This is a genomic window from Providencia sp. 6390, from assembly GCF_058148425.1.
This window is the reverse complement of record NZ_JBYVYL010000004.1, coordinates 217354-238608: the sequence shown is the minus strand read 5'-3', so window position 1 is coordinate 238608 and position 21255 is coordinate 217354. Positions and strand designations below refer to the sequence as shown.

At 42.9% G+C, this 21255-nt stretch carries 30 protein-coding genes; 1 reads left to right on the top strand and 29 read right to left on the bottom strand.

Features of this window, described 5'->3' with window-relative positions; all coding sequences use genetic code 11:
* Positions 1-3: 3 nt before the first annotated feature.
* Genes AC3Z9T_RS10770 through AC3Z9T_RS10755 form a run of 4 tightly spaced genes read right to left on the bottom strand, consistent with a single transcriptional unit; the run spans position 4 to position 2391 of the window.
* Positions 4-609, bottom strand: a complete 606-nt coding sequence (locus AC3Z9T_RS10770; RefSeq protein WP_163860977.1) for a tail assembly protein — start codon at positions 607-609, stop codon at positions 4-6.
* The gene (locus tag AC3Z9T_RS10765; protein ID WP_490126132.1) at positions 606-1316 is read right to left on the bottom strand and encodes an NlpC/P60 family protein; all 711 of its coding nucleotides are present in this window, start codon (positions 1314-1316) and stop codon (positions 606-608) included. Before AC3Z9T_RS10765 ends, AC3Z9T_RS10770 begins: the two co-directional genes overlap by 4 nt.
* Entirely contained in the window at positions 1313-2050 is a 738-nt protein-coding gene (locus AC3Z9T_RS10760) for a phage minor tail protein L (RefSeq protein ID WP_337979468.1), read from the bottom strand. The genes AC3Z9T_RS10765 and AC3Z9T_RS10760 overlap by 4 nt, the downstream gene beginning before the upstream one ends.
* A complete protein-coding gene (locus AC3Z9T_RS10755) occupies positions 2047-2391 on the bottom strand; it encodes a phage tail protein (protein ID WP_163860974.1) in 345 nt (114 codons plus the stop codon). The genes AC3Z9T_RS10760 and AC3Z9T_RS10755 overlap by 4 nt, the downstream gene beginning before the upstream one ends.
* Before the next feature lie 170 nt (positions 2392-2561).
* Between AC3Z9T_RS10755 and AC3Z9T_RS10750 the strand changes: the two genes are divergently transcribed.
* Positions 2562-2861, top strand: a complete 300-nt coding sequence (locus tag AC3Z9T_RS10750; protein ID WP_490126131.1) for a hypothetical protein — start codon at positions 2562-2564, stop codon at positions 2859-2861.
* Here the strand turns inward: AC3Z9T_RS10750 and AC3Z9T_RS10745 are convergent, their stop codons facing one another.
* The 25 genes from AC3Z9T_RS10745 to AC3Z9T_RS10625 form a co-directional block, all read right to left on the bottom strand.
* On the bottom strand, positions 2862-3161 hold the full coding sequence (locus AC3Z9T_RS10745) for a hypothetical protein (protein WP_490126130.1): 300 nt from the start codon (positions 3159-3161) through the stop codon (positions 2862-2864).
* Between the two features lie 11 nt (positions 3162-3172).
* Positions 3173-6667 (bottom strand): phage tail tape measure protein, encoded by a 3495-nt coding sequence (locus AC3Z9T_RS10740; protein ID WP_490126129.1) that lies wholly within the window; start codon positions 6665-6667, stop codon positions 3173-3175.
* Positions 6668-6729: 62 nt separating this feature from the next.
* Complete coding sequence (locus AC3Z9T_RS10735; RefSeq protein WP_369468700.1) at positions 6730-7191, bottom strand: hypothetical protein; 462 nt, start codon at positions 7189-7191, stop codon at positions 6730-6732.
* A 197-nt stretch (positions 7192-7388) separates the two neighbouring features.
* Positions 7389-7772, bottom strand: coding sequence for a hypothetical protein (locus AC3Z9T_RS10730; protein ID WP_369468699.1), 384 nt, complete (start codon positions 7770-7772; stop codon positions 7389-7391).
* A 110-nt stretch (positions 7773-7882) separates the two neighbouring features.
* Positions 7883-8158: a hypothetical protein gene (locus tag AC3Z9T_RS10725; protein WP_369468698.1), complete on the bottom strand. Its 276-nt coding sequence runs from the start codon at positions 8156-8158 to the stop codon at positions 7883-7885.
* 79 nt (positions 8159-8237) lie between these two features.
* Positions 8238-8711, bottom strand: coding sequence for a type II toxin-antitoxin system death-on-curing family toxin (locus AC3Z9T_RS10720; RefSeq protein ID WP_490126274.1), 474 nt, complete (start codon positions 8709-8711; stop codon positions 8238-8240).
* 12 nt (positions 8712-8723) lie between these two features.
* Positions 8724-8903, bottom strand: a complete 180-nt coding sequence (locus AC3Z9T_RS10715; protein ID WP_006657771.1) for a hypothetical protein — start codon at positions 8901-8903, stop codon at positions 8724-8726.
* A 145-nt stretch (positions 8904-9048) separates the two neighbouring features.
* A complete protein-coding gene (locus tag AC3Z9T_RS10710; RefSeq protein WP_369475985.1) occupies positions 9049-9324 on the bottom strand; it encodes a DUF1799 domain-containing protein in 276 nt (91 codons plus the stop codon).
* Between the two features lie 11 nt (positions 9325-9335).
* Complete coding sequence (locus AC3Z9T_RS10705; protein WP_163860965.1) at positions 9336-9650, bottom strand: phage tail assembly chaperone; 315 nt, start codon at positions 9648-9650, stop codon at positions 9336-9338.
* The gene (locus AC3Z9T_RS10700; RefSeq protein ID WP_490126273.1) at positions 9643-9906 is read right to left on the bottom strand and encodes an Ig-like domain-containing protein; all 264 of its coding nucleotides are present in this window, start codon (positions 9904-9906) and stop codon (positions 9643-9645) included. Before AC3Z9T_RS10700 ends, AC3Z9T_RS10705 begins: the two co-directional genes overlap by 8 nt.
* The gene (locus tag AC3Z9T_RS10695; protein ID WP_490126128.1) at positions 9906-10565 is read right to left on the bottom strand and encodes a phage tail tube protein; all 660 of its coding nucleotides are present in this window, start codon (positions 10563-10565) and stop codon (positions 9906-9908) included. Before AC3Z9T_RS10695 ends, AC3Z9T_RS10700 begins: the two co-directional genes overlap by 1 nt.
* 49 nt (positions 10566-10614) lie before the next feature.
* Positions 10615-11016, bottom strand: coding sequence for a phage tail terminator-like protein (locus AC3Z9T_RS10690; RefSeq protein WP_490126127.1), 402 nt, complete (start codon positions 11014-11016; stop codon positions 10615-10617).
* Positions 11013-11594, bottom strand: coding sequence for a hypothetical protein (locus AC3Z9T_RS10685; protein WP_490126126.1), 582 nt, complete (start codon positions 11592-11594; stop codon positions 11013-11015). The genes AC3Z9T_RS10690 and AC3Z9T_RS10685 overlap by 4 nt, the downstream gene beginning before the upstream one ends.
* A 1-nt stretch (position 11595) precedes the next feature.
* A complete protein-coding gene (locus AC3Z9T_RS10680; protein ID WP_369096308.1) occupies positions 11596-11949 on the bottom strand; it encodes a hypothetical protein in 354 nt (117 codons plus the stop codon).
* Between the two features lie 2 nt (positions 11950-11951).
* Complete coding sequence (locus AC3Z9T_RS10675) at positions 11952-12434, bottom strand: DnaT-like ssDNA-binding protein (RefSeq protein WP_490126125.1); 483 nt, start codon at positions 12432-12434, stop codon at positions 11952-11954.
* A gap of 47 nt (positions 12435-12481) precedes the next feature.
* Positions 12482-12745: an Ig-like domain-containing protein gene (locus AC3Z9T_RS10670; protein WP_369097271.1), complete on the bottom strand. Its 264-nt coding sequence runs from the start codon at positions 12743-12745 to the stop codon at positions 12482-12484.
* A gap of 26 nt (positions 12746-12771) precedes the next feature.
* Complete coding sequence (locus AC3Z9T_RS10665) at positions 12772-13725, bottom strand: major capsid protein (protein WP_490126124.1); 954 nt, start codon at positions 13723-13725, stop codon at positions 12772-12774.
* Positions 13726-13738: 13 nt separating this feature from the next.
* Positions 13739-14515, bottom strand: coding sequence for a hypothetical protein (locus AC3Z9T_RS10660; protein ID WP_490126123.1), 777 nt, complete (start codon positions 14513-14515; stop codon positions 13739-13741).
* 115 nt (positions 14516-14630) lie between these two features.
* Positions 14631-14813 (bottom strand): hypothetical protein, encoded by a 183-nt coding sequence (locus AC3Z9T_RS10655; protein ID WP_490126122.1) that lies wholly within the window; start codon positions 14811-14813, stop codon positions 14631-14633.
* Complete coding sequence (locus AC3Z9T_RS10650; protein WP_490126121.1) at positions 14806-15927, bottom strand: structural protein; 1122 nt, start codon at positions 15925-15927, stop codon at positions 14806-14808. The genes AC3Z9T_RS10655 and AC3Z9T_RS10650 overlap by 8 nt, the downstream gene beginning before the upstream one ends.
* A complete protein-coding gene (locus tag AC3Z9T_RS10645) occupies positions 15924-17294 on the bottom strand; it encodes a DUF4055 domain-containing protein (RefSeq protein WP_490126120.1) in 1371 nt (456 codons plus the stop codon). The genes AC3Z9T_RS10650 and AC3Z9T_RS10645 overlap by 4 nt, the downstream gene beginning before the upstream one ends.
* A complete protein-coding gene (locus tag AC3Z9T_RS10640) occupies positions 17294-18868 on the bottom strand; it encodes a terminase (protein WP_369476003.1) in 1575 nt (524 codons plus the stop codon). The genes AC3Z9T_RS10645 and AC3Z9T_RS10640 overlap by 1 nt, the downstream gene beginning before the upstream one ends.
* Positions 18865-19353 (bottom strand): DUF2280 domain-containing protein, encoded by a 489-nt coding sequence (locus AC3Z9T_RS10635; RefSeq protein ID WP_369476004.1) that lies wholly within the window; start codon positions 19351-19353, stop codon positions 18865-18867. The genes AC3Z9T_RS10640 and AC3Z9T_RS10635 overlap by 4 nt, the downstream gene beginning before the upstream one ends.
* 30 nt (positions 19354-19383) lie before the next feature.
* The gene (locus AC3Z9T_RS10630) at positions 19384-20013 is read right to left on the bottom strand and encodes a putative metallopeptidase (RefSeq protein WP_490126119.1); all 630 of its coding nucleotides are present in this window, start codon (positions 20011-20013) and stop codon (positions 19384-19386) included.
* The gene (locus tag AC3Z9T_RS10625) at positions 20010-20840 is read right to left on the bottom strand and encodes a hypothetical protein (RefSeq protein WP_490126118.1); all 831 of its coding nucleotides are present in this window, start codon (positions 20838-20840) and stop codon (positions 20010-20012) included. The genes AC3Z9T_RS10630 and AC3Z9T_RS10625 overlap by 4 nt, the downstream gene beginning before the upstream one ends.
* Between the last annotated feature and the right edge of the window lie 415 nt (positions 20841-21255).

The window sequence follows — 21255 nt, the reverse complement described above, 5'->3', positions numbered from 1 at the left end:
GATTTATTGCTGATCTTCTGTGTATATCCCTGCTGAGACAATAGCTCCACCGATTTCTCGCCTATCCAATCCATAAAACAATGGAACAGGATTACCTTGAGCTGTCGTGTTCACAGCTCCACCAAAGGCATAGGATGGCTTGTTATCTGAATCTTGCCGCATTGATAGCCCTTTTGGCTGAGGAGATAACATTTGCACCACACCACCAAGAGCCATAGCTGCACCACCAAGAGCTAAAGCCCCTCCCCATGTTCCAGCCGCAGTAAAAGCCACAGATAGACCGCCAGACAAAAATGCCGCAGCCCCGATCATTGCTACTCCGAGAATAGTTTGAAAAAATCCTCCACGCTTGCTACCTTTAATTACTGGAGCTATACGAATTTCTTCACAGGTATCAAGATGCAACTCATCCTCAACAATATTGCGCTTACCTTTGAATACCGCGAATTCAAGCCCTTTGAGGTGTGCATTAGCAAGAAACTGCTCAAAGCCATCATAGAGAACAGACAGAGCCTTAATTGCTTCACGAGGTGAATCTATATCTAATTTGTGTTCACGCCCAAACTTTGCGCCAAGAACACCGTATAAACGTATTGTTTTTATGCTCATACAAATTCTTTCCTCCGAACAATTTTTATCGTCCGATCGCGCCAGTAATCGCTGTAGGGTACTAACCTGCTGAGTTGACCATAAAGATGGTGAAGTAACATGCCATTCATAATCACACCAGCGTGATTAGGAACATCGGCTTGTACTTGCATAATCACCATATCGCCCTCTTTCGGCTCGCCAGTGACGTCAACAAAACCCGCTTTTTCGTAGTTATCCATATACAGATTTTCGCCTTCTTCCCACCATTGCCTATCAACGCTGTAATTATGCAATTCAATACCGTGTTTTTGCCTGTAATAGTCCATAATTAAGGACCAGCAATCTGCATAACCAAGCACAAATGGACGCCCTTCTAACTCACGACAACTTCTTGGCTCTATGATGCGAATATCCCCTTCTGGCCATGATGCGATAACCCACGGTAACCTCGTGGCATCACACTGTAATTTATCAATTTCGCTAGGCTGAGTTGTCACACCATCCCCACAGTGACTATGGACAATCGCAATAGGCTCTCCCCAATCTTCGGCAATTGCATAGTCTTCAGGGGAAAGTTCAAAATGCTCATTGGGATTATCAGAAAGGTTATGGCAGGGGAAATATTTTCTGACTCGACTCTTTTGACAAATCACGCCACATGCTTCTTTCGGGTATTCGGCTTTCACATGCTGAAATATCGCCTCTGTTAATTTCTTGGTGATCATCGTATTAACCCCGCCGCTGGGAACCCACCAAAATCCAAGGGTTCATTCTCACCAAAGCGCTTCTTACAATCACTGACTAAGCCGCCACAATTATCGAGTGACGGATCATCGACAGGCTCACCACGCTCATTGAAATATTTATTCCCTGTATAATTGCACCCTCGACCACTACGATAATCGCCTTTCATACACCAAAAACAGAGGTTGTGTATCTGGCGACCGGGTATCATTATTCCTTGAAGGTCGTATGGACTGGAAAGCTCAAATTCAACAGCTTCTCCAGCGACTTCATTTGTTTTCCGGTCAATGTAATACACTTGAGTAAAGCATTCGTCAGGGTTCGCTGTTGAGTTACCATTAATAAAATTTTTAGCGTCAAGATAGTGTGCAAAGGTTTCGTATATAGTGACTTTTGCTTCTGCCATGTCATCGAATTGCAAGCAAAGAGATGATATCAATCCATCAATATTTGCGACTCTTAATATCGGTCTTGCAGGGCTGCCATCGCTGTTTTTATCCATCCCTTCAATTTCATAAGCCCACGCACCGTACTCATTGCCTTGCCACCAGATAGGCTTAGGTTTGATATCGCCTTCATCAATCTCCTCTGGTGTGTGCGGCAGGTTATATGCGTGAAATCGGAGAATAGGACCGTCAAACTCGCTAGCATCAACTTCAATGAGTTGTATTTTATTGCCCGCCTCAAGCTTTTGGGCGTCAGATGTAATATTCATACGCTAAATGCCTGTTCAAATGTTGCTGTTATAGTGACTGCCAAGCCGCCAATCGGTGTCATGGTGATAGAATCAGCTTTCACTCGATATAACCCTTTTTCGCAAAAAGGTGGCGTCCATATAAATGACTTTGTTGTGTGATGGCGGATAAACTTGAATATGGGCATTACCTCCTCTTTCATTCCTGTGTAAGTGAAAGGCCATGACTGAGATTCTGTGTTGATGCCATCTCCAGCAACTTGTTTATAACCATCGCCAAACGTGACTTCTTTTATTCGGTGAATGAACTCACCCGTTGGCGTTTCTTGCGTTTGCATTCGCCATTTAAATTCTTCAATCATGGTTTGCCTCCTAATATAAAAAACCTCAATTAAGAGGCGTGATTAATGAATATCAGTTATCGAACTGATCTAATGTCAGGATTTTCAATAGATTAATTTGGTTTATGGTTAAAGGTCAGCCCTGTGGATTTTACCGGAGCGATGGCTGATTAACTTCGGTGTGAGGTTTTATGAGTGCAAAAACATTAGATCCATATAAACCAGTCCATGAACAGTTAGATATTGCTGTTCCCAATTTACTAAACAGCAAAGCCGTACTCGATGAAGTGTTGCCTTTTTATGTAGCCTTTGCAGCCAAGACATCGAAAGACCCCGAGCAATTTTATCCAATGATAATTAAATGCCTTGAAGCTGTTTACGGCTCTGATCAATCTAAAAAGGATGCAATAGAAAGAGACATCACCGAATATGCCTATTTTATTGAAGTTAAATCAAAGGAAATCTTTAACAAAATAAAAGATATTAAATAATTATACTGGCACAGCAAATGTTGATATTGCTGTGCTTTTTGATAGCTGCTCTAGGTAACTATGCGCATACTTCTCAGCTCGTTCAAAAAAGTATTTCAATCCTTCTTCTGGGTTAAAATCCTCCGTGTAACTTAAGATTAGATTTGATTTATCATCATTTGATAGAATGTTAGTAATAACTATCTTTGATTCTAATGTACCGACAGCACCAGCAGAGAATTTAAATGTGTTTTTAAATTCCTCAGTAGCTCCCTCTGTAAATCTAAATGATTTGATTGGAAACCCGACTTCAATTTTCATAACTACCTCTCTTAATTGCCTTTGATTGTTCTTGATAAAGCAGATGCAGGATTGCGTAATAGTGTATTAACACCATTCTCTATCATCTGTTGGAATTCGCGTTTTACTGCGCTTGTGTTCATTTGATTTGACTGCGATTGCTGAATTTGCCCGCCATTATCTAGCTTTATATCACCCATATTAATGTTGATGTTGGTTCCACCAGCGCCTTGCATTCCATACATGCGTTGAACCGGTACATTAGCCATAGGATGGTTATTACCAACGTATCCACCCGACGCATAGCCATTTTCAGCACTCTTCATTAATGACATTAACGAGTTGATACCTAAACGACTTGTGGCTTCTTTGGTAAAAACAAACTCCCCCTTATGGACGACGCCAGCAGGTTCATATTTGTCACCTGAACCTGTAAAGCCACCACGTGCGAAGCCCGGCTTAATACCTAAGAAATTACCAAAGCTAGTACCGCCAAAAGCAGCAGTCATCGCCTTTAGTGCTGCCGCTTTTATCAGCATATCGGCGACCATAGTTGCAAATGAACGACCATATTCACCAAAATTAGCCTTTCCGGTCATAACCCATGTTGTCACTGAGTTAGTCATGCCAACAAAGGCATACTGTGATGCTTGAGCGACCCTGCCATAAGTATTCGTCGCATCTTCTTCAAACTCTGCAAATCCTTTTTTTACCCCATCACGCCAGTTAGCCCGAAGATCATCTTCCTCTTGGTAAAACTCCCTCAGTTTGGCTTTCTGCTCAGGTGAGTCCGCCTTTTCTAACGCAATATTACGCTGATACTGCCTGTCTGTGAGTCCGGCACTGCCGCGTAACGCTCGGATCCGGTCTTCAATTTCAGCAACACGCTTAGCCCTTTCCTCTAATAGCTTGTTTTCTCGATTCTGTTTTTCGAGCTCATCGCCTTTAACTGCAAGCGCTCTTTGTCCTGCGAGAATTGACTCACGGCGCATTAGCAATGATTTATCATCGGCAGTTAACTGCCTTTCACCGTTTTTAACTATCCTGTCTAAAACCTCAAATTTAGCCTCAGTAAGCATAAGCTGCTTACGCTCATTACTAATAATGCGATCGCCAGTTTGAGAAAACTCTCTAGCGACTTTAGTTTGAGCTTCCAGTGCTAATAACTGTTTTTGAAGATCTTCATCGTGGCGGGCACCATAATCAGGACGGTATTCCTTACCTTTTGGAACTCGCTTATCCTTGAATTGTTCCTCAATACCCTTTCTTGCGGCATCAATATCACTTTGCTTCCAAAGTGTTGCAACACCTTCCTTGGCTAGTTGTTTATTCTGCTGTATTAATTTATTAAGCTCTCTCTCTACTTTAGCTCGTTTTTCTGCTGGGGTTAATCCGCTCTCGACAAGCCTATTAAAGGTCTCTTGGTTTTTGATAGCTTTTTCTTGTTCCTGAAGAGCCAATCGCTCGCGCTCTTGCTTAAGTCCATCAGCAGCCCATGCCTTATCAATAAGTTCATAGGCTTGTTCTTTGAGTTCAACTTCTCGCTCAGCGTTGGCGAGGCGCCTAGCTTCTTGCTTATTTAAAGGATTATTACCTTTATAATCCTTGGCAAAACCAATATTCTTTGATAATTGCTCATAATCTTTTTTAGCTTGCTGTAATTCAGTAAACGCCGTTTGCCTATCCAATGCCAGTCCGGGATTTCTACCCACACCAAGCATAGCGTCCCAGCCTTTAGTCGCTGCGTTTTCAATCCAATTCCATGCGCGTTCTAAAGTACCAAGGTTATCCACGATAGACATAGAACGTTGATTCATTGCCTCAGCATAGGCTTTGGTTGCTAGTTCAGCGGCTTTTTCTGTTCGTCCTTGCGCTTCTGCTGCTGCAATTTGCTCATACTGCTTAGCCGTTAAAAAATGAAGCGAATTATTTAGCTCGGTAACAGCCTTAACCGGATCATCTTTAAGTCGCTTGAAGTGTTCAATCGTTTTATCAATATCCTGCCCGACTGCTTTTTCCATTTTTGCCGAAATATCAGCAACAATCCCAACCTGATTTCCCGAAAATGCACCTGAACCGACGACTTTTGCTAAAGCATCAGCCATTCGATATTGAGTAATACCGTTACCAGATAGCTGTTTAGCTAATGAGTCAAGCTGTGAAGCGGTTTTTCCTGCATAATTTCCTGTTAGGATGAGCTGTTTGTTATACTCCGTAAACTCTTGAGAACCTTTATAGGCAGCAATAGCTAAAGCGCCTGTCACACCCACCAGCCCGAGCATTGCTATTCTCATTGGTGTAATTAAAGACAAAACCGCTCTGAATGAATTACCAATCCCCCCAAAAGAGTCTTTAATCTGCCCGCCTTGCTGAACCATGACTAACCAAACAGGCATACCCGAAGCTAACGAGGTAACAATATCCGTCATCTGCATGGGCAATTGACGCATTGCATTACGGTACTGCCCTATCGTGATCGCGCCATTGCGATAGGCCTGTTCTTGCTGTTTTAGCTTGGCAATATAGGGCTCGACCTGCTGACCAACACCTAATTGAGCCGCTTTCATTTGCAATAATTCAGATTTTGTCTTCCCTATTGCTTCGGCTTCATTTTTTAACGCCTGAATAAAGTTTTCTTTAGCTTGAGCCTCTCTCGCTTCGGCTGCTGCTGCGGCTTGTTTCTCTCTGGCGAGCTCTCTTGCTGATTGAGCTGCTTGCTTTTGTTCTGCTGCAAGCCTTGCCGTGCGCTCTTCCTGCTTCTTCATTTGAGCAATGATAGGTGCTGCTTCTCTGGCGATCCCCATTTGAGCTGCTTTGTATGCCAGCATTTCTGTTTTTGTTGCGCCATACAAAAACACTTGCTCATGCATTTTGTGTAAAAATGAATCTTTAAGGGTTGAGAGCTCTTTTTCAGCGGCGCTAAGCCCATTTGTGCGATTGGTAATTTCTTCAAGCAAGACTTGATAACGCTCGGTATCAATATTCCCTTTTTGATAAACCTTACTCAGGTTCTCCCTAATTGCAGTTAACTTAGCCGTTGATCCCGTTACTTTTTGAATGCTTTCTATTTGCCGATGGAATGAATCAGCAACCTTGGTGTTTCCAGCTTCAGTTGCTCGAATCGCACTTTTAATTTGAGACTCTAAAGCAATAAAGTTAGAGCCATCAATTTTATAGTCTTCGTAATACTGGTTAACCTTTTTCAGTATGCTTGCAAACTGATTGCTCGCGTCACCTGCTTTTTTAACTGATTGAATTTGTTCTTTTAGGGATAAGGTATTATCCCTAAACTTGGCGTTCATTCTTTCGACAGAAACAACGGTTTCCCGTTGTTTTTCTGTTAACTCAGAAATAGAACGTGCAACCGCCTTGTGTGATGGTTCAGACTGTTTAAATGTACTATTTAATTCATCAACGGATTGATCTGTCCTGCTGGCGGCTTGCTGTAAGTCATTAAGTGCTTTAGATCCTTTTTCAAGTTCGCTAGTGCTGACTTTAAATGAAATACTGGCTATTTCTTGTGTCATAACCTTCCTCGGGTACAAAAAAACCACCCGAAGGTGGTTATGTGTGATTATTGATAGCTATTTTACATCGACCATTTTAGCTTATTGGGTTCATACTTGAATTGCATCATGCCTCTATTGCTCATTGGAATCTCTAAGTAAAAAACTTTTGCACAAGATAATTCTTGAGCGAACTTTGAACCTGTGATTACATCTGCTACTAGCGGATTTTTTTTATCTATTTCAAATAATAACTCTACAATATCACCTTTATCAGCTTTCATAAGCCCAGTGCATATATCACCTGTTTTACAGTCAAACTCTGCACCTTTTATTGTAAAGTTAAAACCATAAGTCTCTTTATCGTCATCACTATATGCCCGTAGCGTCATAATAACACCGTCATTCTCTTTCTCAGGTGCTAAACTTGCAAAATACTGAGTCGTACCACGCATCTCATCAGCTTTTTCTGTGTACTTCCAGTCTGCACTAGCAGCAAACCCAACAGAACAAAGCAGTAAGCCTAATAGTAATTTTCTCATCATCAATACCTTTTAATTATCAATGATTGAATATTAGCAAATAGTTTCAGTAATTGAACGCAAAAGACCTCAATCAAGAGGCGTAATGTGCGATCTGGATTGCAAGCCAAAGGACGGGCTAGATTTCCACTGTAGCGGGAGTGCAAATTGAAGCAAACAAAAACCTGCCTTGGCGTAGCATTTGAAATATTCAAATAGGATTATTTATTCTTACAGTTTGTTAAAACCTGACCACTCCCATCAGGGAGACGAAAAGAAAGTATGCCTAACCTTTTCATATAACCAATATGAACATCATCTTTATCATAGAGCAGCTCATCACCCTCTTTACCTTTTTTTTCTTCAAGCCTTGGGGTCACGTAATCTCCAAAATTCATTCCCTTTACTGTAACCACTCTATTATCAATAATAATGACGGTTTCTGACAAATTGCCAGGGAATTCATATTCACTACCCGTCAGCTCCGCGCCACGGTTTATATCCTGATCTATAATGCAAACATATTCTCCATCATACTTCGGGTCTTTTTTGCCACAACCAACCAGCAATATAACCGCAGCAAATATAATTGATAATCTTTTCATCCCATTACCTTTATTTATGGTCTATTTAAGCAATGGTATATGAGGATGGGTGTAATTCCTAGCAAACAAAAAACCTGCCGAAACAGGTTGGCCCCCTCTCTTTCATAAGGCTACTTAGTTAATTCCATCCAAAAACTAGCGAAGCTTCGACACTCTTTAGACAATGAGCCGCTTTCTTCCTCTTCTGAGCATTTTGCAAGCATAGCGCCATCTAAAACCAATACTGACTGCATTAATTGATTTAGCTCATCCTCACACTCATCTGGCTCTGAGCTTTTTTCACATATTGCATCCCTTCTATCTAGATAATCAGTGTATCTATCTGAAGAAGCAAAAGTAAACGAACTAACCAGAATCAGTGTTATTGATATAATTCCCTTTTTCATACATCACCATATTTAAGTTAAGTGCGTGAATATTAGGATAGTTGCAGAGTTCAGGCAATAAAAAACCCACCGGAGTGGGTTAATCTAATTTGAATATAGAGCAATATTCAATGCCTATTCGCTCTTTACAGAGTTGCCTTGAATCAAAATCTCTTGACCAATTACACAACCAACTGTCCAATTCATCAAGCGAATATTCTTTGGTTGCTAATCCGCGAGCCATTTCTACCACTTCATCCTCTGGAGCCGTTAGCTCATAACCATTAAGCAATAAAAAAACGTACCCTGCCATCATTGCTGTTCGTTTGTTAGCATTGGCAAAAGGATGGTTTTGTATCAGACTTTCAATTAATACTGCGGTAAGAACAAACATGTCATCTGTCTGCTCGTAATACTTCACTTGGCTTGGTCTTGACTGGGATGAACTCAGGTTATTGAAATTCAATACTTCGATAGGCTCATTGGGAGTTTGCAACTCTATCAATATTCTATTGATGTTTATTAGATCATCAGTAGATAGATAGTTAATTCCTTCAACAAACTCCCCTGTGATATTTATCACTCACTATACCTTAGCTAATTTTTCCATGGCTTTTTCATAGCGAGTGAAACCAAAGTCAAAAGCATTCTTGACTTGATTATCATGATTTCCTTGCTCGCTCATGGCAGCTCTTGGTGCTGCAATCTTACTTTTGTCACGAGCAGGTATATTTAAGCGATTAGGCTTTTGCAGTGCGTGACCCATATTAACCTCGCTATAAACCAATGAGTTATAAATTACATCTAGGTATACGATCCGTATTACCTGTGGTTATAATGTAGGTTAAGCTACGTCAAGTCAACAGTTTTGCTTATATTATCGTGCGCATTGATACTAGGGCATTGCTGCCCTACTTCTTATGCATCAATTCTAAAGCTTTTGACTCCATCAGTTGAATGTCTTTAATTACGGTTGCCAGATCACAAATACCATAAGCACTGGCCAGCATGGGGATAGCGGTATAATCAATCCCTGTAGGGCCATCCATACTAACCCGCCATTGTGTTGATAGCGCTTGGAATAAAGTGACTGAAGCTTCAATATCTGGGGTAACCTCAACATCATTATCATCAAGATCCCCCAGCAAATCTAACTCAACGGCAGATAAGGGCTTACTGTATAGCACCTGAGCAACCGCTAGGAGTTTTTTTCACGAATACCCAGCAGTGCTTGTCGATAGGAAGTAAAAATTTCGAAAGCTGCCCCCGGATAGTTATCAAAAAACTCAGTGATATTATCATTGTTAAATTCATGCTCTTTAAAGCCCCATCCTTTGGCAATTTTCAACAAGAAACCTGCATCCGTTAAATTTTCAGCTTTTCCCATCTCATCTAACTCACTCATTTTTTTATGGTGAAATATGAAAGGTAGCTCACCTTGCTTGCCATCTGGTAGAGTAATTTTCACTGTATGCTCAAAGGTGGGGTTTGGGTTATACGTTAGCTTAGCCATTGTTTGCCTTTTCATTAATGGTCATGGTTGATTGCGTCGTGACACCATCGGCCGTCGCGGTAATGATGACTGTACCGACTGCCTTTAATGTGACTTTACCTAATGTGTTTACTGTCGCTTTTGCGGTATCAGAGCTACTCCAAGTGACATTTGGATTAGATGCGTTAGCGGGTGTTAGGGTGATATTTAATTGAACAGTATCACCCACAACACCTGTTGCCGTAGGCTTATCTATTGTTAGCCCTGATACCGGTATTACTTTGCGTGAGCATAAACAGATTGTTTCGAACGCAAAGAAAAGCGCACTGTCGTCGTTTCAATTTCATTCACCGCTGTGTCGGGTATTTCTTTATACGAGGTGGCTGCTAAATAGTAACGATCTTGTTCCGCACGTTTGTTATAAAAACGTACCGCTACCAGCTCTTTGCTCTCGTCATAACCAAGTAACAGTTTATGATGCTTAGCATCGGCGTTATAGGCCAGTGTGTAAGTAATGATGTACGGATTCTTAAAGGTATCAAGACTGATAGCTTGTTCATCCTCAAGAAATTGGATGCTGGTGGACTGCTGATCGCCCCCTTCAATGCCGACCGTGGTCACACGTTTGATTTGTGTCCAGCCCGTCACCTTTTTAATCGTACCGGTGGCTTCTTCTGCTGGGTATTTAGCCTTGTCAGAACTGTCAAAGCCTTCAATCGTGATGTTGCTTGCTGAAACGGTTTTAACTCGCTTAGGACCATTCAAAGCCGACCAACTGTCACTGATAATGACAATATCACCCGCTTTAATGTCACCCGCACTGGCAACCGTCAATACGGTTTCAGTTGCGTTAGTTGCTGCCGTAATTTCAGCGGGCTCACCGTATCCACTGGAAACAGAAATGATAGAGCCATTAGGAATGCTGTATTCCGCCATGATTAACCTCTTTATTTATATATAAAAAAACCGTCGTTAAGACGATCGATTATCGAACTGAATCACATCGATAAGATGTGCGTATAGGGATAGTGTAGTGAGCATCACCCGCGAGCGGCGGAAATTGACTGGGTTCACTGTTGAGATACAGTGTATCCGTCAGTGTGAGCCCGTTTTCAAGCTGGGTTTTGATGTTGTCCGCAATCAAGCTTAATTGCACGTCGCCGATCCCCACCTTACCCACAAGATTAATTTGAATAACGCCCTTTAAAATTGGCATATCCAGTGCTAATCCCATATTCTCTGTTGAGGTCGGCATAATATGCATTTGCAGATAGGGGGCATTAATATCATCAAAGGCCATATTGGGCCATGCTACCTTTAACCCCTCTCGCTTCGCTATTTGCGCCACCAGCGCACGTATTGACTGATTAATTTCGGATTGTGTCACGATTTCACCTCAGCAATAGATTCCCTTACAAATTGACTGACATTCTCCGCCGTGATCCCCACCATGCCATTCGGGGCTTGCTTTGAATGCCCCATTTCTAACGGATAGGCATAAGGTACGTTATTGGTAAAGTAGATAGCGTTCATCCCAACCTTAAAATGCTCAAGCACGTAATTCCCCATGGAAACAGTCATTCTGCCTGATTTATCAATACGGCCTGTTTCGCCATCGGCAGGTGAATTGAATGTGACTTGCCAGTTCCCGCGAAAACGCCCACCGGTATAACCGGGAGGGGCTTTAATATCCATGGAGTCATTGACCCGTACACGCTTTTTTAACTGGCGTTTCTTTGGGGTGAGATTATGAGGATCCTTTCTCAGTTCTTCATTGTGCTCAAACACAGCACGGTTGTAGTCAACCGCAACTTGATTCACTTCCCACAATTCAGGGTTACCCACTGGCGACATTTGAACCAACTGAGCCAATATTTTAAACCCCGTTTTTTTGACCACCGCTTCCATATCTGCGTGAGCGTTATCAACAAACAAGTTAATTGACCGCATAAACGATTGTGACATGTCACGCCCTCAATTGAGATTGATAGCAAATAACAAGGTCAGCAGGCTTAATCGGGTTTGGCTCTTGAACACGTAACCACACCCCATCAATCAATACTTGATCCCCTTTTTGGATCGTGGTTTCAGGTGAGAAGACCATTTTAATATCTGTCGACAAGATGAGCGTTCCGTCAATGTCACTGGGTTTATATTGCACCTTAACCCCTGTGGCGAAAAACTCGGTTTCAGGATCATGATGCTCTTTACCTGTGTCATCATCCACCCAATGTTTACCATCCCGTTTAACTGGGTATGAAGCACCGTATTTCTTAAGCATTCGCAATGCTGTGTGGTAACCACGCTGATAGATATTCATGGCTACCTCATGGCAAACGTATTAATGGCAAAACCCTCAGAAATATCTATCAAACCCGATAACAAGCCTTTCAACCAAGCGAAATTCGGTGCGCCGGTATTAGTGCCTTCCGCGTATTTCAAATCAATTGCGCCCTCAATGCGTTCAGCAATGATTTCACCCCCTAAAGTGGGTTGTAGGTCGTTCTCTTGAGATTCAATGGCTAAGCGGCATTGGGCTTGAATAACTTGCTGAGGAATGCGCTCACTTGAAATCATAACACCATCGCGAATCAACCCCGTACGCGGGAAAGATAACGGCTGATCAACCTCAGTTCGCTGACCTAACCACTTTTGGGATTCAAGGTAATCCATGGCCACAATTAACAATGACGGTAATTCAGTATCATTAGGCAGCGTTAACTGCCTTGCTGAAGCATAGGCTTTTAAGTCCTCAATACTCGCATAGCTGTTAAAGGTGGGTGAGGTTTTGTCTGGATCAATCATAAGCCCCTCAAAATAAGAAAGGGGCAAAGAGCCCCTTAGATCTTGGATTATTCACCACTTTCTGGCGGTTTAGCTGTAAAAGTGATTTCATCCGTTGATTGAATTAACCCATCAACGGTGGCTGTCACAACATATTGCCCCGCAGTATCCGCAGTCAATTTCACGGTAGCACCACCTGCTTTACCCGTCTTAGAGGATGCCACACTTAAGTTTCCACCTGTGGTAGACCACTCTACTGCCGCCCCCTCAACGGGAGAACCACCTTGGGTATAATTGAGTGATACCGTGACCGCATCTGTACTGTCAGCGATAGCGGACGTTTTATCCGCTGACAGGGTTACTTTCCCGCTTCAGCGGTCAGCTTAATCATTACACCAGCGGTCATCTTGTCACTCTTAAAGTGTTTCTTCCAGTTGCCCTCGGTGCCAAGCTTAGTTAAGTCAGGGTTCTTGCCTTTCGCTTCATCCCAGCTATAACCCAATACACCCACGTTAACCACACCTTCGCCACGATAGCCAATTTCCAAGTTCTCTTTGTCATTGATATCGAAAGAGCGGAAAGTTGGCTCTTGTGACTCAGTGATAGTGACGGCGCCCGGAACTAGACCAAAGATAGCATCAACTGGCGCTGTATCTGTTACCAGTACCGGCTTACCTAACGTACCCGGCTGACCGCCATAGATAACTACGCCAGCTTCTTCATACACTTTGTTATCAATGGCCTGATCAACAATGTCGAAGTAGGTTGTGGAGTGCATAACAAACAGATTTACACGGTTAAATTTATCGCCGTATTTGCGTAAGCCCTTGGTGAGTGTTTTCTTGCCATCAGTCGCAATGTCAGCAGTAACAACCATTTCTTTGTTATTACCAATTGCAGCACCTAAAGCTGCTAAGGAGTATTTAATGTAACCCTCTAGCGAAGCATCTGCTGCATCCGTCCCCACAAGTTCAGAGAACTCAGATACATCACGACCTCGGCGTTTAAATGCCTCCTCAGTTGTTGCGTATGGACCGTATTTCCACGGTGCTTTTACATCAACTGATTCACCAGCTCCGATTTTTTTGCTTTCAACCGTGTCAGTTGAGTCAACATCACGGTGTTCAATAGAACCGCCAATTTGGTAGAAAGCACGTTTACGGAAGTCACCTTCAATAAACAGATTATCTAGCACGATAGCACCATTTGATGCCTGATTAAAGACGGCTAAATTATCTTGGCGACGCTCTAAGAACGCCGTTTGTGCCAAATCGTTATAAATTACTAAATCGCTATTAGTTGTCGTAGCCATTACTTATATTTCCTTACTCTTTTGGAAGTTTTAAATATGCGTCACGCCCGTATCGGCGAATATAATCAGCCTTGTCACTTGCGGACATTTGAGAACGTTTAAGATGTGCACCACCTTGTTTGTGTTTCCCTGCATCTGTACCTGATGGTGCGGGAAATAAGTGGGGAGCGTTTTCTTTAAGGGACTCAACCCATTCAATAGGGGATAGTGGTGTACGACCATCTTTGCCCATGATTGGATTCCCATCTTCATCAACGGCTACGGCCTGACCTTCATCGTTGATCTGAAAAATGCCTTTGGCACGTAAAATTAAGTCTTCTTGGGCGCTCGTTAATGCCCCCACTTTCCCTGCCGCAGAACGAATTTCATCGCCCAGCACACGTGCGCGGAATTTATTTGCAAAGGCTTCCGCTTTTTCCACGCGGGCATTAGCCTCTTTTAATTGCTTATCAACATCACCCCGCATACGCTCGGTACGCTTATTAATGACTTCATCAATCTTGCCATCGGCAATGAGTTTGGCTTCTTCGTCATTTTCAAAGCGTTTAAGCATCCCTTTCACTGTGTCAGGATCAATACCGTCAAAGCGCTTTAGGTTATCGCCCTGCTCTTTGATTTTGCCAAGTAACTCGGTGTTCTTGGCTTTTAGTCCAGACACTTGCTGAGAAACTTGCTGGTCGATAATAGATTGTATTTCAGGTGTGATATCTGGTGCGCCACCAGCACCGCCCCCTTTATCCTCTCCACCCGCCTGTGAGTAGTATTTGCGTTCGATATTCATAAATAACATGTGATTCCCCTTGGGATTGAATGCGCCTAGCGCGTTGTAATAACTCAGCCCTAAGCTGAATTTAGGTATTAAAAAAGGCCACCTAAGTGACCTTTTGTTTTTATGCTACGCAGTTTTAAATCAGCTTGAGTAAAACAACGGGATCCACCGCCATTTCATTGCCTAGCAACTTTGGTTGATGGATATCAATACCACTAAATTGAAGACCTGTTGATTTATACAGTTCTCTTAATTCCCTACCTATTGCCTCACTTATTCGCCTTTCAGCTTCCATTTTCAGTGCTTTTGCATTAGTCATAACCCGCCTCTTTAAATGCGCGTTCATCCAGCTCCTTTAATTCGGATAACAGAATAAATTCGCCTTTATCGGTATAAAACTCAGAAGGGGCCATGCCACCCTCTTTCATTAACCTAAACCGTACTTCACCAAATACTTGTCGCTGTCGCCATTCGGGCTGCCTTTGGATCCACTCTAAATACGTCGTTTTAGCGGGAACTTGCCCATCCATTGACGCACGTGTCCCTTCATCCATTTCATCCGCATCAATGCCTAAATCACGCCACGATTTAAGAATGAGTGTTTCGGTTGAGCGGCATCCCCAATGGATTTTGCCGGGGCCGCGTTTATAGGGCACTTTATGCCCTATTGGGTGACCGTTTAAGGTGTATTTCAGCCTGTCACGCACAATGCAATCATGAGAGGTCTTGTTATCCAGCGTCGAAAGCCACTGCTTGCAATCAATAATGTCTTTATTGGCATCCACCAAGTGCTCTCGTGCGGTGGCTTGCACATGATTGATCGCCGTTTTGGCTAACGTGGTAGCATTCGCACGGCTCATCTGTAATGCGCCATCGTTATAGCCTTGCTTGACATGCCCTCGAATTTTCCGCCCAATTTGAACAGCGCTATCCCCATTGAGATAACCATTACGCACGGTATTGCTGATACGGGTCATACGGTCTTTTTCTAACCCTGATGCCCACTCAGACAATAACTTGCCTTGGAAAGGTCGAGACATCGCTGAAGCGTATAACACCTCCTCGCTGATCCCCATGAAGGGGTAATGGCGCAATACGGCATCTGGCAACAGCGCATTAAACAAGGAAGGATAAAAACTGACTTCATGAAAAGCATACGCCTTCATTTCATCCGACAAGAACGCAAACGCACGATCTACCGCTTGCCGATTGATTCGTTCGACGCTGGACAGTAATGATTCTAATCGCCTAACCGTAAAGCTATTAATATCAATATCTGCATCATCCAGTGCGGTAATTAATGTGGCCGTGAGCTCGGCGTCAAAATCATTCAATACCGTGACCATGCGTTTAGCGACGCTGGTGGAATAGCGACCAGAAAAGAGCGAGTGCGCAATCAACTCATCCATTAACTGCATATTCACCGATTTCACATTTCACCTACCATTGTGGGCTGCTGGCTATTCAGTTCATCCACTACCACCTCAACATCATCAGCAGGGTCGATAACATCGTATTTTTGCAAACTACGAACTAAATCATACTTGCGTATTGCGCTGGATTGCCATGCCGATACTATTTCGCGGATCATCGCACTATCTGCAATGTGATTAACGAGGTCTTTGTTAATTTCAAATGAAATATCCGTCGTATCAAGTCCTAAATATTCGGCGCACCACGTTAAGGCTTTACTCAGTGCTTCAGACACGTTTGAGCAGCAGATACTGAGAATGGAGGTTTGGGCATTCTGTTCACCGACAGACTGAATAACCGTTTTGACCTTACTATCCGCAGAAACCAATTGAGCACCCAACGCAACCATGTAATCACGCTTACTGTCCATCGCCTCTTTGGCTAGTATATTGGGTTGTGCCTGTATATAACCACAGGTACTGTTTTTAGGTAGCAAAAAAGGTGAGCGGGAGCCCACCAGCATGCCGTTCTTTTCCAAATAATCACGCCACTCTACATCTAGCCCTGCAATATAGGGTTGAACTTGACCGCAGAAGAAAACAGAGTCCTCATAATCTGCCGAGTTTCGATAGTGGCCTAGGTTAATCTTCGCAAGCCCCAGTAATGGCGCTTCATCTATCGTGTGATCATTATTCTGAGCACCAATAAACGTAAACGGGATTTCATCCCATGCGCCATTGCCTGCACGCTCAGGCATATACTCAGAATCGATTTGAAATACGCTTTGCCCTGCTGCCTTGCGATAAACACGGCAAATGAAATGACCGTCTTCCATGGCCAATACGCGGTATTGAACCGCATCCTTAAAACCAAATCCATCCTCTTCTTCAACAGTTTCACGCAATACCACCAGCGTTAACATTGTTCGACCATTAATCCGCGCTGTACGCCAATTAATGATATCTTCAGCTTGGTATTGGAAAATGTACGGCAATTTAGAATCGCTGTTGTAATCCACATACAGGCCGTGACGCCCCACTTCCAACACCGATTCAAGTGAGGATTGAGCCAGTTGATAAATGCTTGAGCCCGCGCCATCTGCATCGTCTTTTAAGCAAGCGAGCTTGTCGGTGACTGCAACGAGCGGATCCTTTTTAAACGCCATCCCTATCATACCGTTACGGGTGTTACCTGTTATTGGGTAAAACACCGCGCGGTCTTGATAGTCCTTATTGCGTTTCTTTTTGCGAGCATCATCTTGTTCAATAAGCTCAGGCAAATAGGTGTTTATATCCTCACCACCTCGACACACATCACGGACTAGCTTCCATTGAGGTGCCGCTGCTTTGTATTCAGGGCGAGTAAAATCAACAGTGTTTATACTCATCAGAAAGTGGTTCCTAAATTAATACCAAAGGCTGGTCGAACTGGCTTATGAAGAACGCGATAACGTGTACTATCCCAATCATGATCTTCTTGCTCGGTATCCACATCATCAGGGTTTTTGCTATCTCGAACTAAAACAGGCACACGACTGATCCAGCCTCGACAATAATCAAACACATAAAAAGCGGGCTTTTCCGGCATACCCGTTTCTGTTTTTTTACCTTCAATCACCGCCTCAAGCATGTCGGCAAAAAGTGATGCTCCATTGATACGGGAGCCGGGGTTTTTATTCGCTTTCATCCATTCGACACCTTGAGCTTCCATTTTCTGTGCAATGGAGTCCTCATCATCATTTGGTGTGTAAATCGAATTATCTGCAGGGCCTTTAATCACCTTTTTACAGATATTGGGCATGATGTTCATTTGCCCCTGAGTTAGGCCATCTTTGACTATTTCTTGCGGAATAGCAGAGTCCAGCCCTGCCAAGCGCTGATCAATCCACTTAATACCTTTAGCCACGTTGGTGGATGACATGTTCAGACCTTTGTTAAGCTCATCAGGGGGACAACCGTACCATTCACCGATTAAGATTAAAGATCCGGCTGGTGGACAAAATTTACGTCCATCCGATAATGTCGCCTCTGAACCATCCGATTGTGCCCACCACAAATTGGAAAACGGTTTCGACTCTCCCCAGTCATGGGAACGATCAACAATCCAGCCGTCAGGTATTCGAAACGGCTTAATCACATGGTGTGTCGCATTCCAAAGATGGTCAAACCGTCCGCCACTCGTCACATCCCAAGAGCCTTCCACCCACGCCTTTTTACGGTTTGGATCTTTAATGCTCATGAGTGTCGCGATGTATTGAGGGTCTAAGTACGGATTTTCTTTAAATGAACCATGGATAGCGACGCGAGTTAATGTGATTTCTTCTTCACGCTCAGTTTGTGGGTTAAACACTTTTTGTGTTTCCCGAATAACGGTTCCTCGTGGCTTTGGTTCGATAAAGCGCTTTTTCACCCACGTATGACCAATACCAAACGGGTTTGTAGTACTAAATGTTTCTAAGGGGATCGGCTTTAACAGCAAGCCGTTCTCAAGCGGATAATCTTCAGGCCTAAATGATGAACGGCGACAAGAAAACATTGCCTCATAAAAATCGGCTGATTTTTGTTTGGTTAATTCGTTAAAGCCAATAAAGGGGAACTCTTGCCCATGGTAATCCCAATAATCATCCGCTTCTTTACCAAAACGAAATAGCAACTCTTCACCAGTTGGCCATACCCAACGTAATTCCGAGGCTGATGCTAAAAAGCGAGCGCCGTCTTTAAACAGTCGATACATACGTTTTGATTGCGTGATGATGTCACCAAGGTTTTTGTATTCCGTATCGAATATAACACCGCGCCAAAATGAGCCATAACCCACGCCAACGTTGCGCCTAAAACGTGCAAGTTGTGCCGCTGTCTTGCCGGGGCCTCGCGTACCTTCATACAGTATTTCATTACAGGGGCAACTCAGGGATAACGATTGAGAGCCGGGCAAAGGTTTCCAGACTACATTGTATTTCATCCACCGAGTACCTCGCCTTGTTGCTGCTGTGCTGCTTTCTCCCAGTTATCTACATTGTCACAAGATGAAACCAGCATGATGTTGTGATTGAGTTCCGTTTTCTGCTCTACCTTGTGCCTATTGGTATAAACATCCCCGCACTCTTTTGCAGCTTGCTCCGCTAATTGAGCCGTTAATGCAAAATTACGCATCCCTTCAGCTTTAGAGGCCATTCGGTCTAGCATCCTTAAACGATAAGCTTTATTGGCAATAGGAATGTCAGATATTTCATTCTGAAACCGTTCACGCGTTTCATTAAATAAATCAACCCAGCGCTGTGCTAATTTTCGTCCACTTGATTTAGTCGGGTCATGAGACTCCACTTGCTGGCGGCTAACTTTTAACCCAAATTCATTTTTGACGGACTCCACCACCTGAGAGGGGGAATCATAGCAAGCAAGGGATTGAATAATATAAATTTTAACCTCTGATTTTAATGCTGCCATAATCAATACCTGTCAAAACTAGTCAAAAATTTATGCCAGTTTCATTAAACAGGTTCCGCATGCTCTGGATATATTCAACCTTGCCACCTCCGGCTTTTCGCTTGCGGCATCAATGATTGCTTGAACCTCTTCACTAGCGCCATATCGACGAACAACGCCGACAAACTCTTCTACGTCATGCCCTCTTAATTTCAATTTAGGCATTCCTTCTTGCGTAAACTTAGGTGCACCGAATTCATCAATATCTTGTGCAATGTGGTAAAGCTCATGCTCAATCAATGCACAAAACTCGGCATCCGAACATTGAGCGCAGTAATCAGCAGCTAATGTGATAACAAACTTAGGTATGCGATCAAACCATTCATACATTTGTTGTTCCATTCTGGCTTTCTGCCAGCCACCAGCACGCATCATGACTTCTTCACATTGACCTAACACATACCGACCTTTCTTGCTAAATGAGTTTGAGGCCCACATAAAACAAATATCCGCATCAATTAAATGCGTATGATCAGGGTTATGAATATCGCCGTTATCATCGAGTAAATGTTGCTGTACCCATGCATTAATTTCAGGGGCGGGCATTATTTTTATGTACGGAGAAAGATCTTCGAGAAATTCATGTGGTGGATATGGCCTAGCTAATATTTCGTTATTCATAGCATGCGAGACAAAGTACCACCGCGACAAAGATCCTCTGCAATCATCCGCTTGATGGTTTCCGCTAGCGATTTCTCTTGCTGCTCCATAGTTTGCTTTAAGCTGATGATAGACATGTTATTGATGCTTTCTTTACATCGCGCATCTTCAAGCTGCTTATTTAGCTGGGTAATTTGACGCTGTAGACCAGACAGGTGCTGCGCTGTTGATTGCTCGCTTGCGACTAATGTATGCTGGAAACCTATCAATTGAGATTGCATCTCATCAAGGCCTACCTCGACATACTGCTTGTGCTTTTTAAGTTCTTCACGACTAACGGGTGGATTTATATCAATAACCTTATCCAGCGCAGCGATAACTGCTTTGTTGCCACTGTTATGAAGGGTTTCGCTTATTCTATCTAGTATTCCAGTGGCACCGGTTTCTTTTATCTCGCGATCTGTATCATCGAGCTTAGCCACCGAAGATAACTGTTCACGGTCATAATTAACACCGGTGGTCACCTTAAGCAGCGTTTGCTCTGCCCCCTCTATTGCGCCTTTTTCCGCTGCTTGTCGCAGTGCATCATCTATTGCAGGGCCTTGTACTTTTGCGCTTGTGATTGTTCCGCTTGTAACTAACGTTTCATTAATAAACACTTGACCGCTTACAATAAAGAACTTATCAGCACTAAAGCCAACACTTGCTGGCTGCTTCAATCCTACACTAACCATCAACTCTTTAATGCGTTTTAGCTGTTCTTCCAGCTTATCTAAGTCTGTGCTATCGACTGATATCTTTATAGATAGGGTGGCTATTTCTTTTTTATCTGACATGACTGTCTCCATAAATGAAAAAGCCACCAGCGGTTAACTGATGGCTATTTGGAATATTATTCTAACTGTTTTCGAGGTTAGTTATTAAAACCCCGTAAATTTTGAGACTTGAAACTATTCGCTCAATATAAAACTCTATCAATGCTACTCAATGAATAGCATTTGTAGAATTAAATAAAATTAATACCGTTCTGCTGTCTCTGGTGATAGTTCATCTTCTTTGAATAACAAATCAAATTTGTATACTCTTTTCCGTATTTAGTTACAACCTATCAATTGATTAATAATTCTTTATAAAATATTATTCGCTAACTCCAAGTGAAAGTGACTCTTCCTTGAAGGATTCATTTAATTACAAGAACAGTTATAAGCTCATCATTGCCTTAGTAGCCCTCGCAATTAAGGCAATTTTTTTGTCCTATCATAA

Bases quoted from the DNA above. Each gene is read 5' to 3' on its own strand.
- AC3Z9T_RS10770 (WP_163860977.1), bottom strand. From the start codon at position 609: ATGAGCATAAAAACAATACGTTTATACGGTGTTCTTGGCGCAAAGTTT.
- AC3Z9T_RS10765 (WP_490126132.1), bottom strand. From the start codon at position 1,316: ATGATCACCAAGAAATTAACAGAGGCGATATTTCAGCATGTGAAAGCC.
- AC3Z9T_RS10760 (WP_337979468.1), bottom strand. From the start codon at position 2,050: ATGAATATTACATCTGACGCCCAAAAGCTTGAGGCGGGCAATAAAATA.
- AC3Z9T_RS10755 (WP_163860974.1), bottom strand. From the start codon at position 2,391: ATGATTGAAGAATTTAAATGGCGAATGCAAACGCAAGAAACGCCAACG.
- AC3Z9T_RS10750 (WP_490126131.1), top strand. From the start codon at position 2,562: ATGAGTGCAAAAACATTAGATCCATATAAACCAGTCCATGAACAGTTA.
- AC3Z9T_RS10745 (WP_490126130.1), bottom strand. From the start codon at position 3,161: ATGAAAATTGAAGTCGGGTTTCCAATCAAATCATTTAGATTTACAGAG.
- AC3Z9T_RS10740 (WP_490126129.1), bottom strand. From the start codon at position 6,667: ATGACACAAGAAATAGCCAGTATTTCATTTAAAGTCAGCACTAGCGAA.
- AC3Z9T_RS10735 (WP_369468700.1), bottom strand. From the start codon at position 7,191: ATGATGAGAAAATTACTATTAGGCTTACTGCTTTGTTCTGTTGGGTTT.
- AC3Z9T_RS10730 (WP_369468699.1), bottom strand. From the start codon at position 7,772: ATGAAAAGATTATCAATTATATTTGCTGCGGTTATATTGCTGGTTGGT.
- AC3Z9T_RS10725 (WP_369468698.1), bottom strand. From the start codon at position 8,158: ATGAAAAAGGGAATTATATCAATAACACTGATTCTGGTTAGTTCGTTT.
- AC3Z9T_RS10715 (WP_006657771.1), bottom strand. From the start codon at position 8,903: ATGGGTCACGCACTGCAAAAGCCTAATCGCTTAAATATACCTGCTCGT.
- AC3Z9T_RS10705 (WP_163860965.1), bottom strand. From the start codon at position 9,650: ATGGCTAAGCTAACGTATAACCCAAACCCCACCTTTGAGCATACAGTG.
- AC3Z9T_RS10695 (WP_490126128.1), bottom strand. From the start codon at position 10,565: ATGGCGGAATACAGCATTCCTAATGGCTCTATCATTTCTGTTTCCAGT.
- AC3Z9T_RS10685 (WP_490126126.1), bottom strand. From the start codon at position 11,594: ATGTCACAATCGTTTATGCGGTCAATTAACTTGTTTGTTGATAACGCT.
- AC3Z9T_RS10680 (WP_369096308.1), bottom strand. From the start codon at position 11,949: ATGAATATCTATCAGCGTGGTTACCACACAGCATTGCGAATGCTTAAG.
- AC3Z9T_RS10675 (WP_490126125.1), bottom strand. From the start codon at position 12,434: ATGATTGATCCAGACAAAACCTCACCCACCTTTAACAGCTATGCGAGT.
- AC3Z9T_RS10665 (WP_490126124.1), bottom strand. From the start codon at position 13,725: ATGGCTACGACAACTAATAGCGATTTAGTAATTTATAACGATTTGGCA.
- AC3Z9T_RS10660 (WP_490126123.1), bottom strand. From the start codon at position 14,515: ATGTTATTTATGAATATCGAACGCAAATACTACTCACAGGCGGGTGGA.
- AC3Z9T_RS10655 (WP_490126122.1), bottom strand. From the start codon at position 14,813: ATGACTAATGCAAAAGCACTGAAAATGGAAGCTGAAAGGCGAATAAGT.
- AC3Z9T_RS10645 (WP_490126120.1), bottom strand. From the start codon at position 17,294: ATGAGTATAAACACTGTTGATTTTACTCGCCCTGAATACAAAGCAGCG.
- AC3Z9T_RS10640 (WP_369476003.1), bottom strand. From the start codon at position 18,868: ATGAAATACAATGTAGTCTGGAAACCTTTGCCCGGCTCTCAATCGTTA.
- AC3Z9T_RS10635 (WP_369476004.1), bottom strand. From the start codon at position 19,353: ATGGCAGCATTAAAATCAGAGGTTAAAATTTATATTATTCAATCCCTT.
- AC3Z9T_RS10630 (WP_490126119.1), bottom strand. From the start codon at position 20,013: ATGAATAACGAAATATTAGCTAGGCCATATCCACCACATGAATTTCTC.
- AC3Z9T_RS10625 (WP_490126118.1), bottom strand. From the start codon at position 20,840: ATGGAGACAGTCATGTCAGATAAAAAAGAAATAGCCACCCTATCTATA.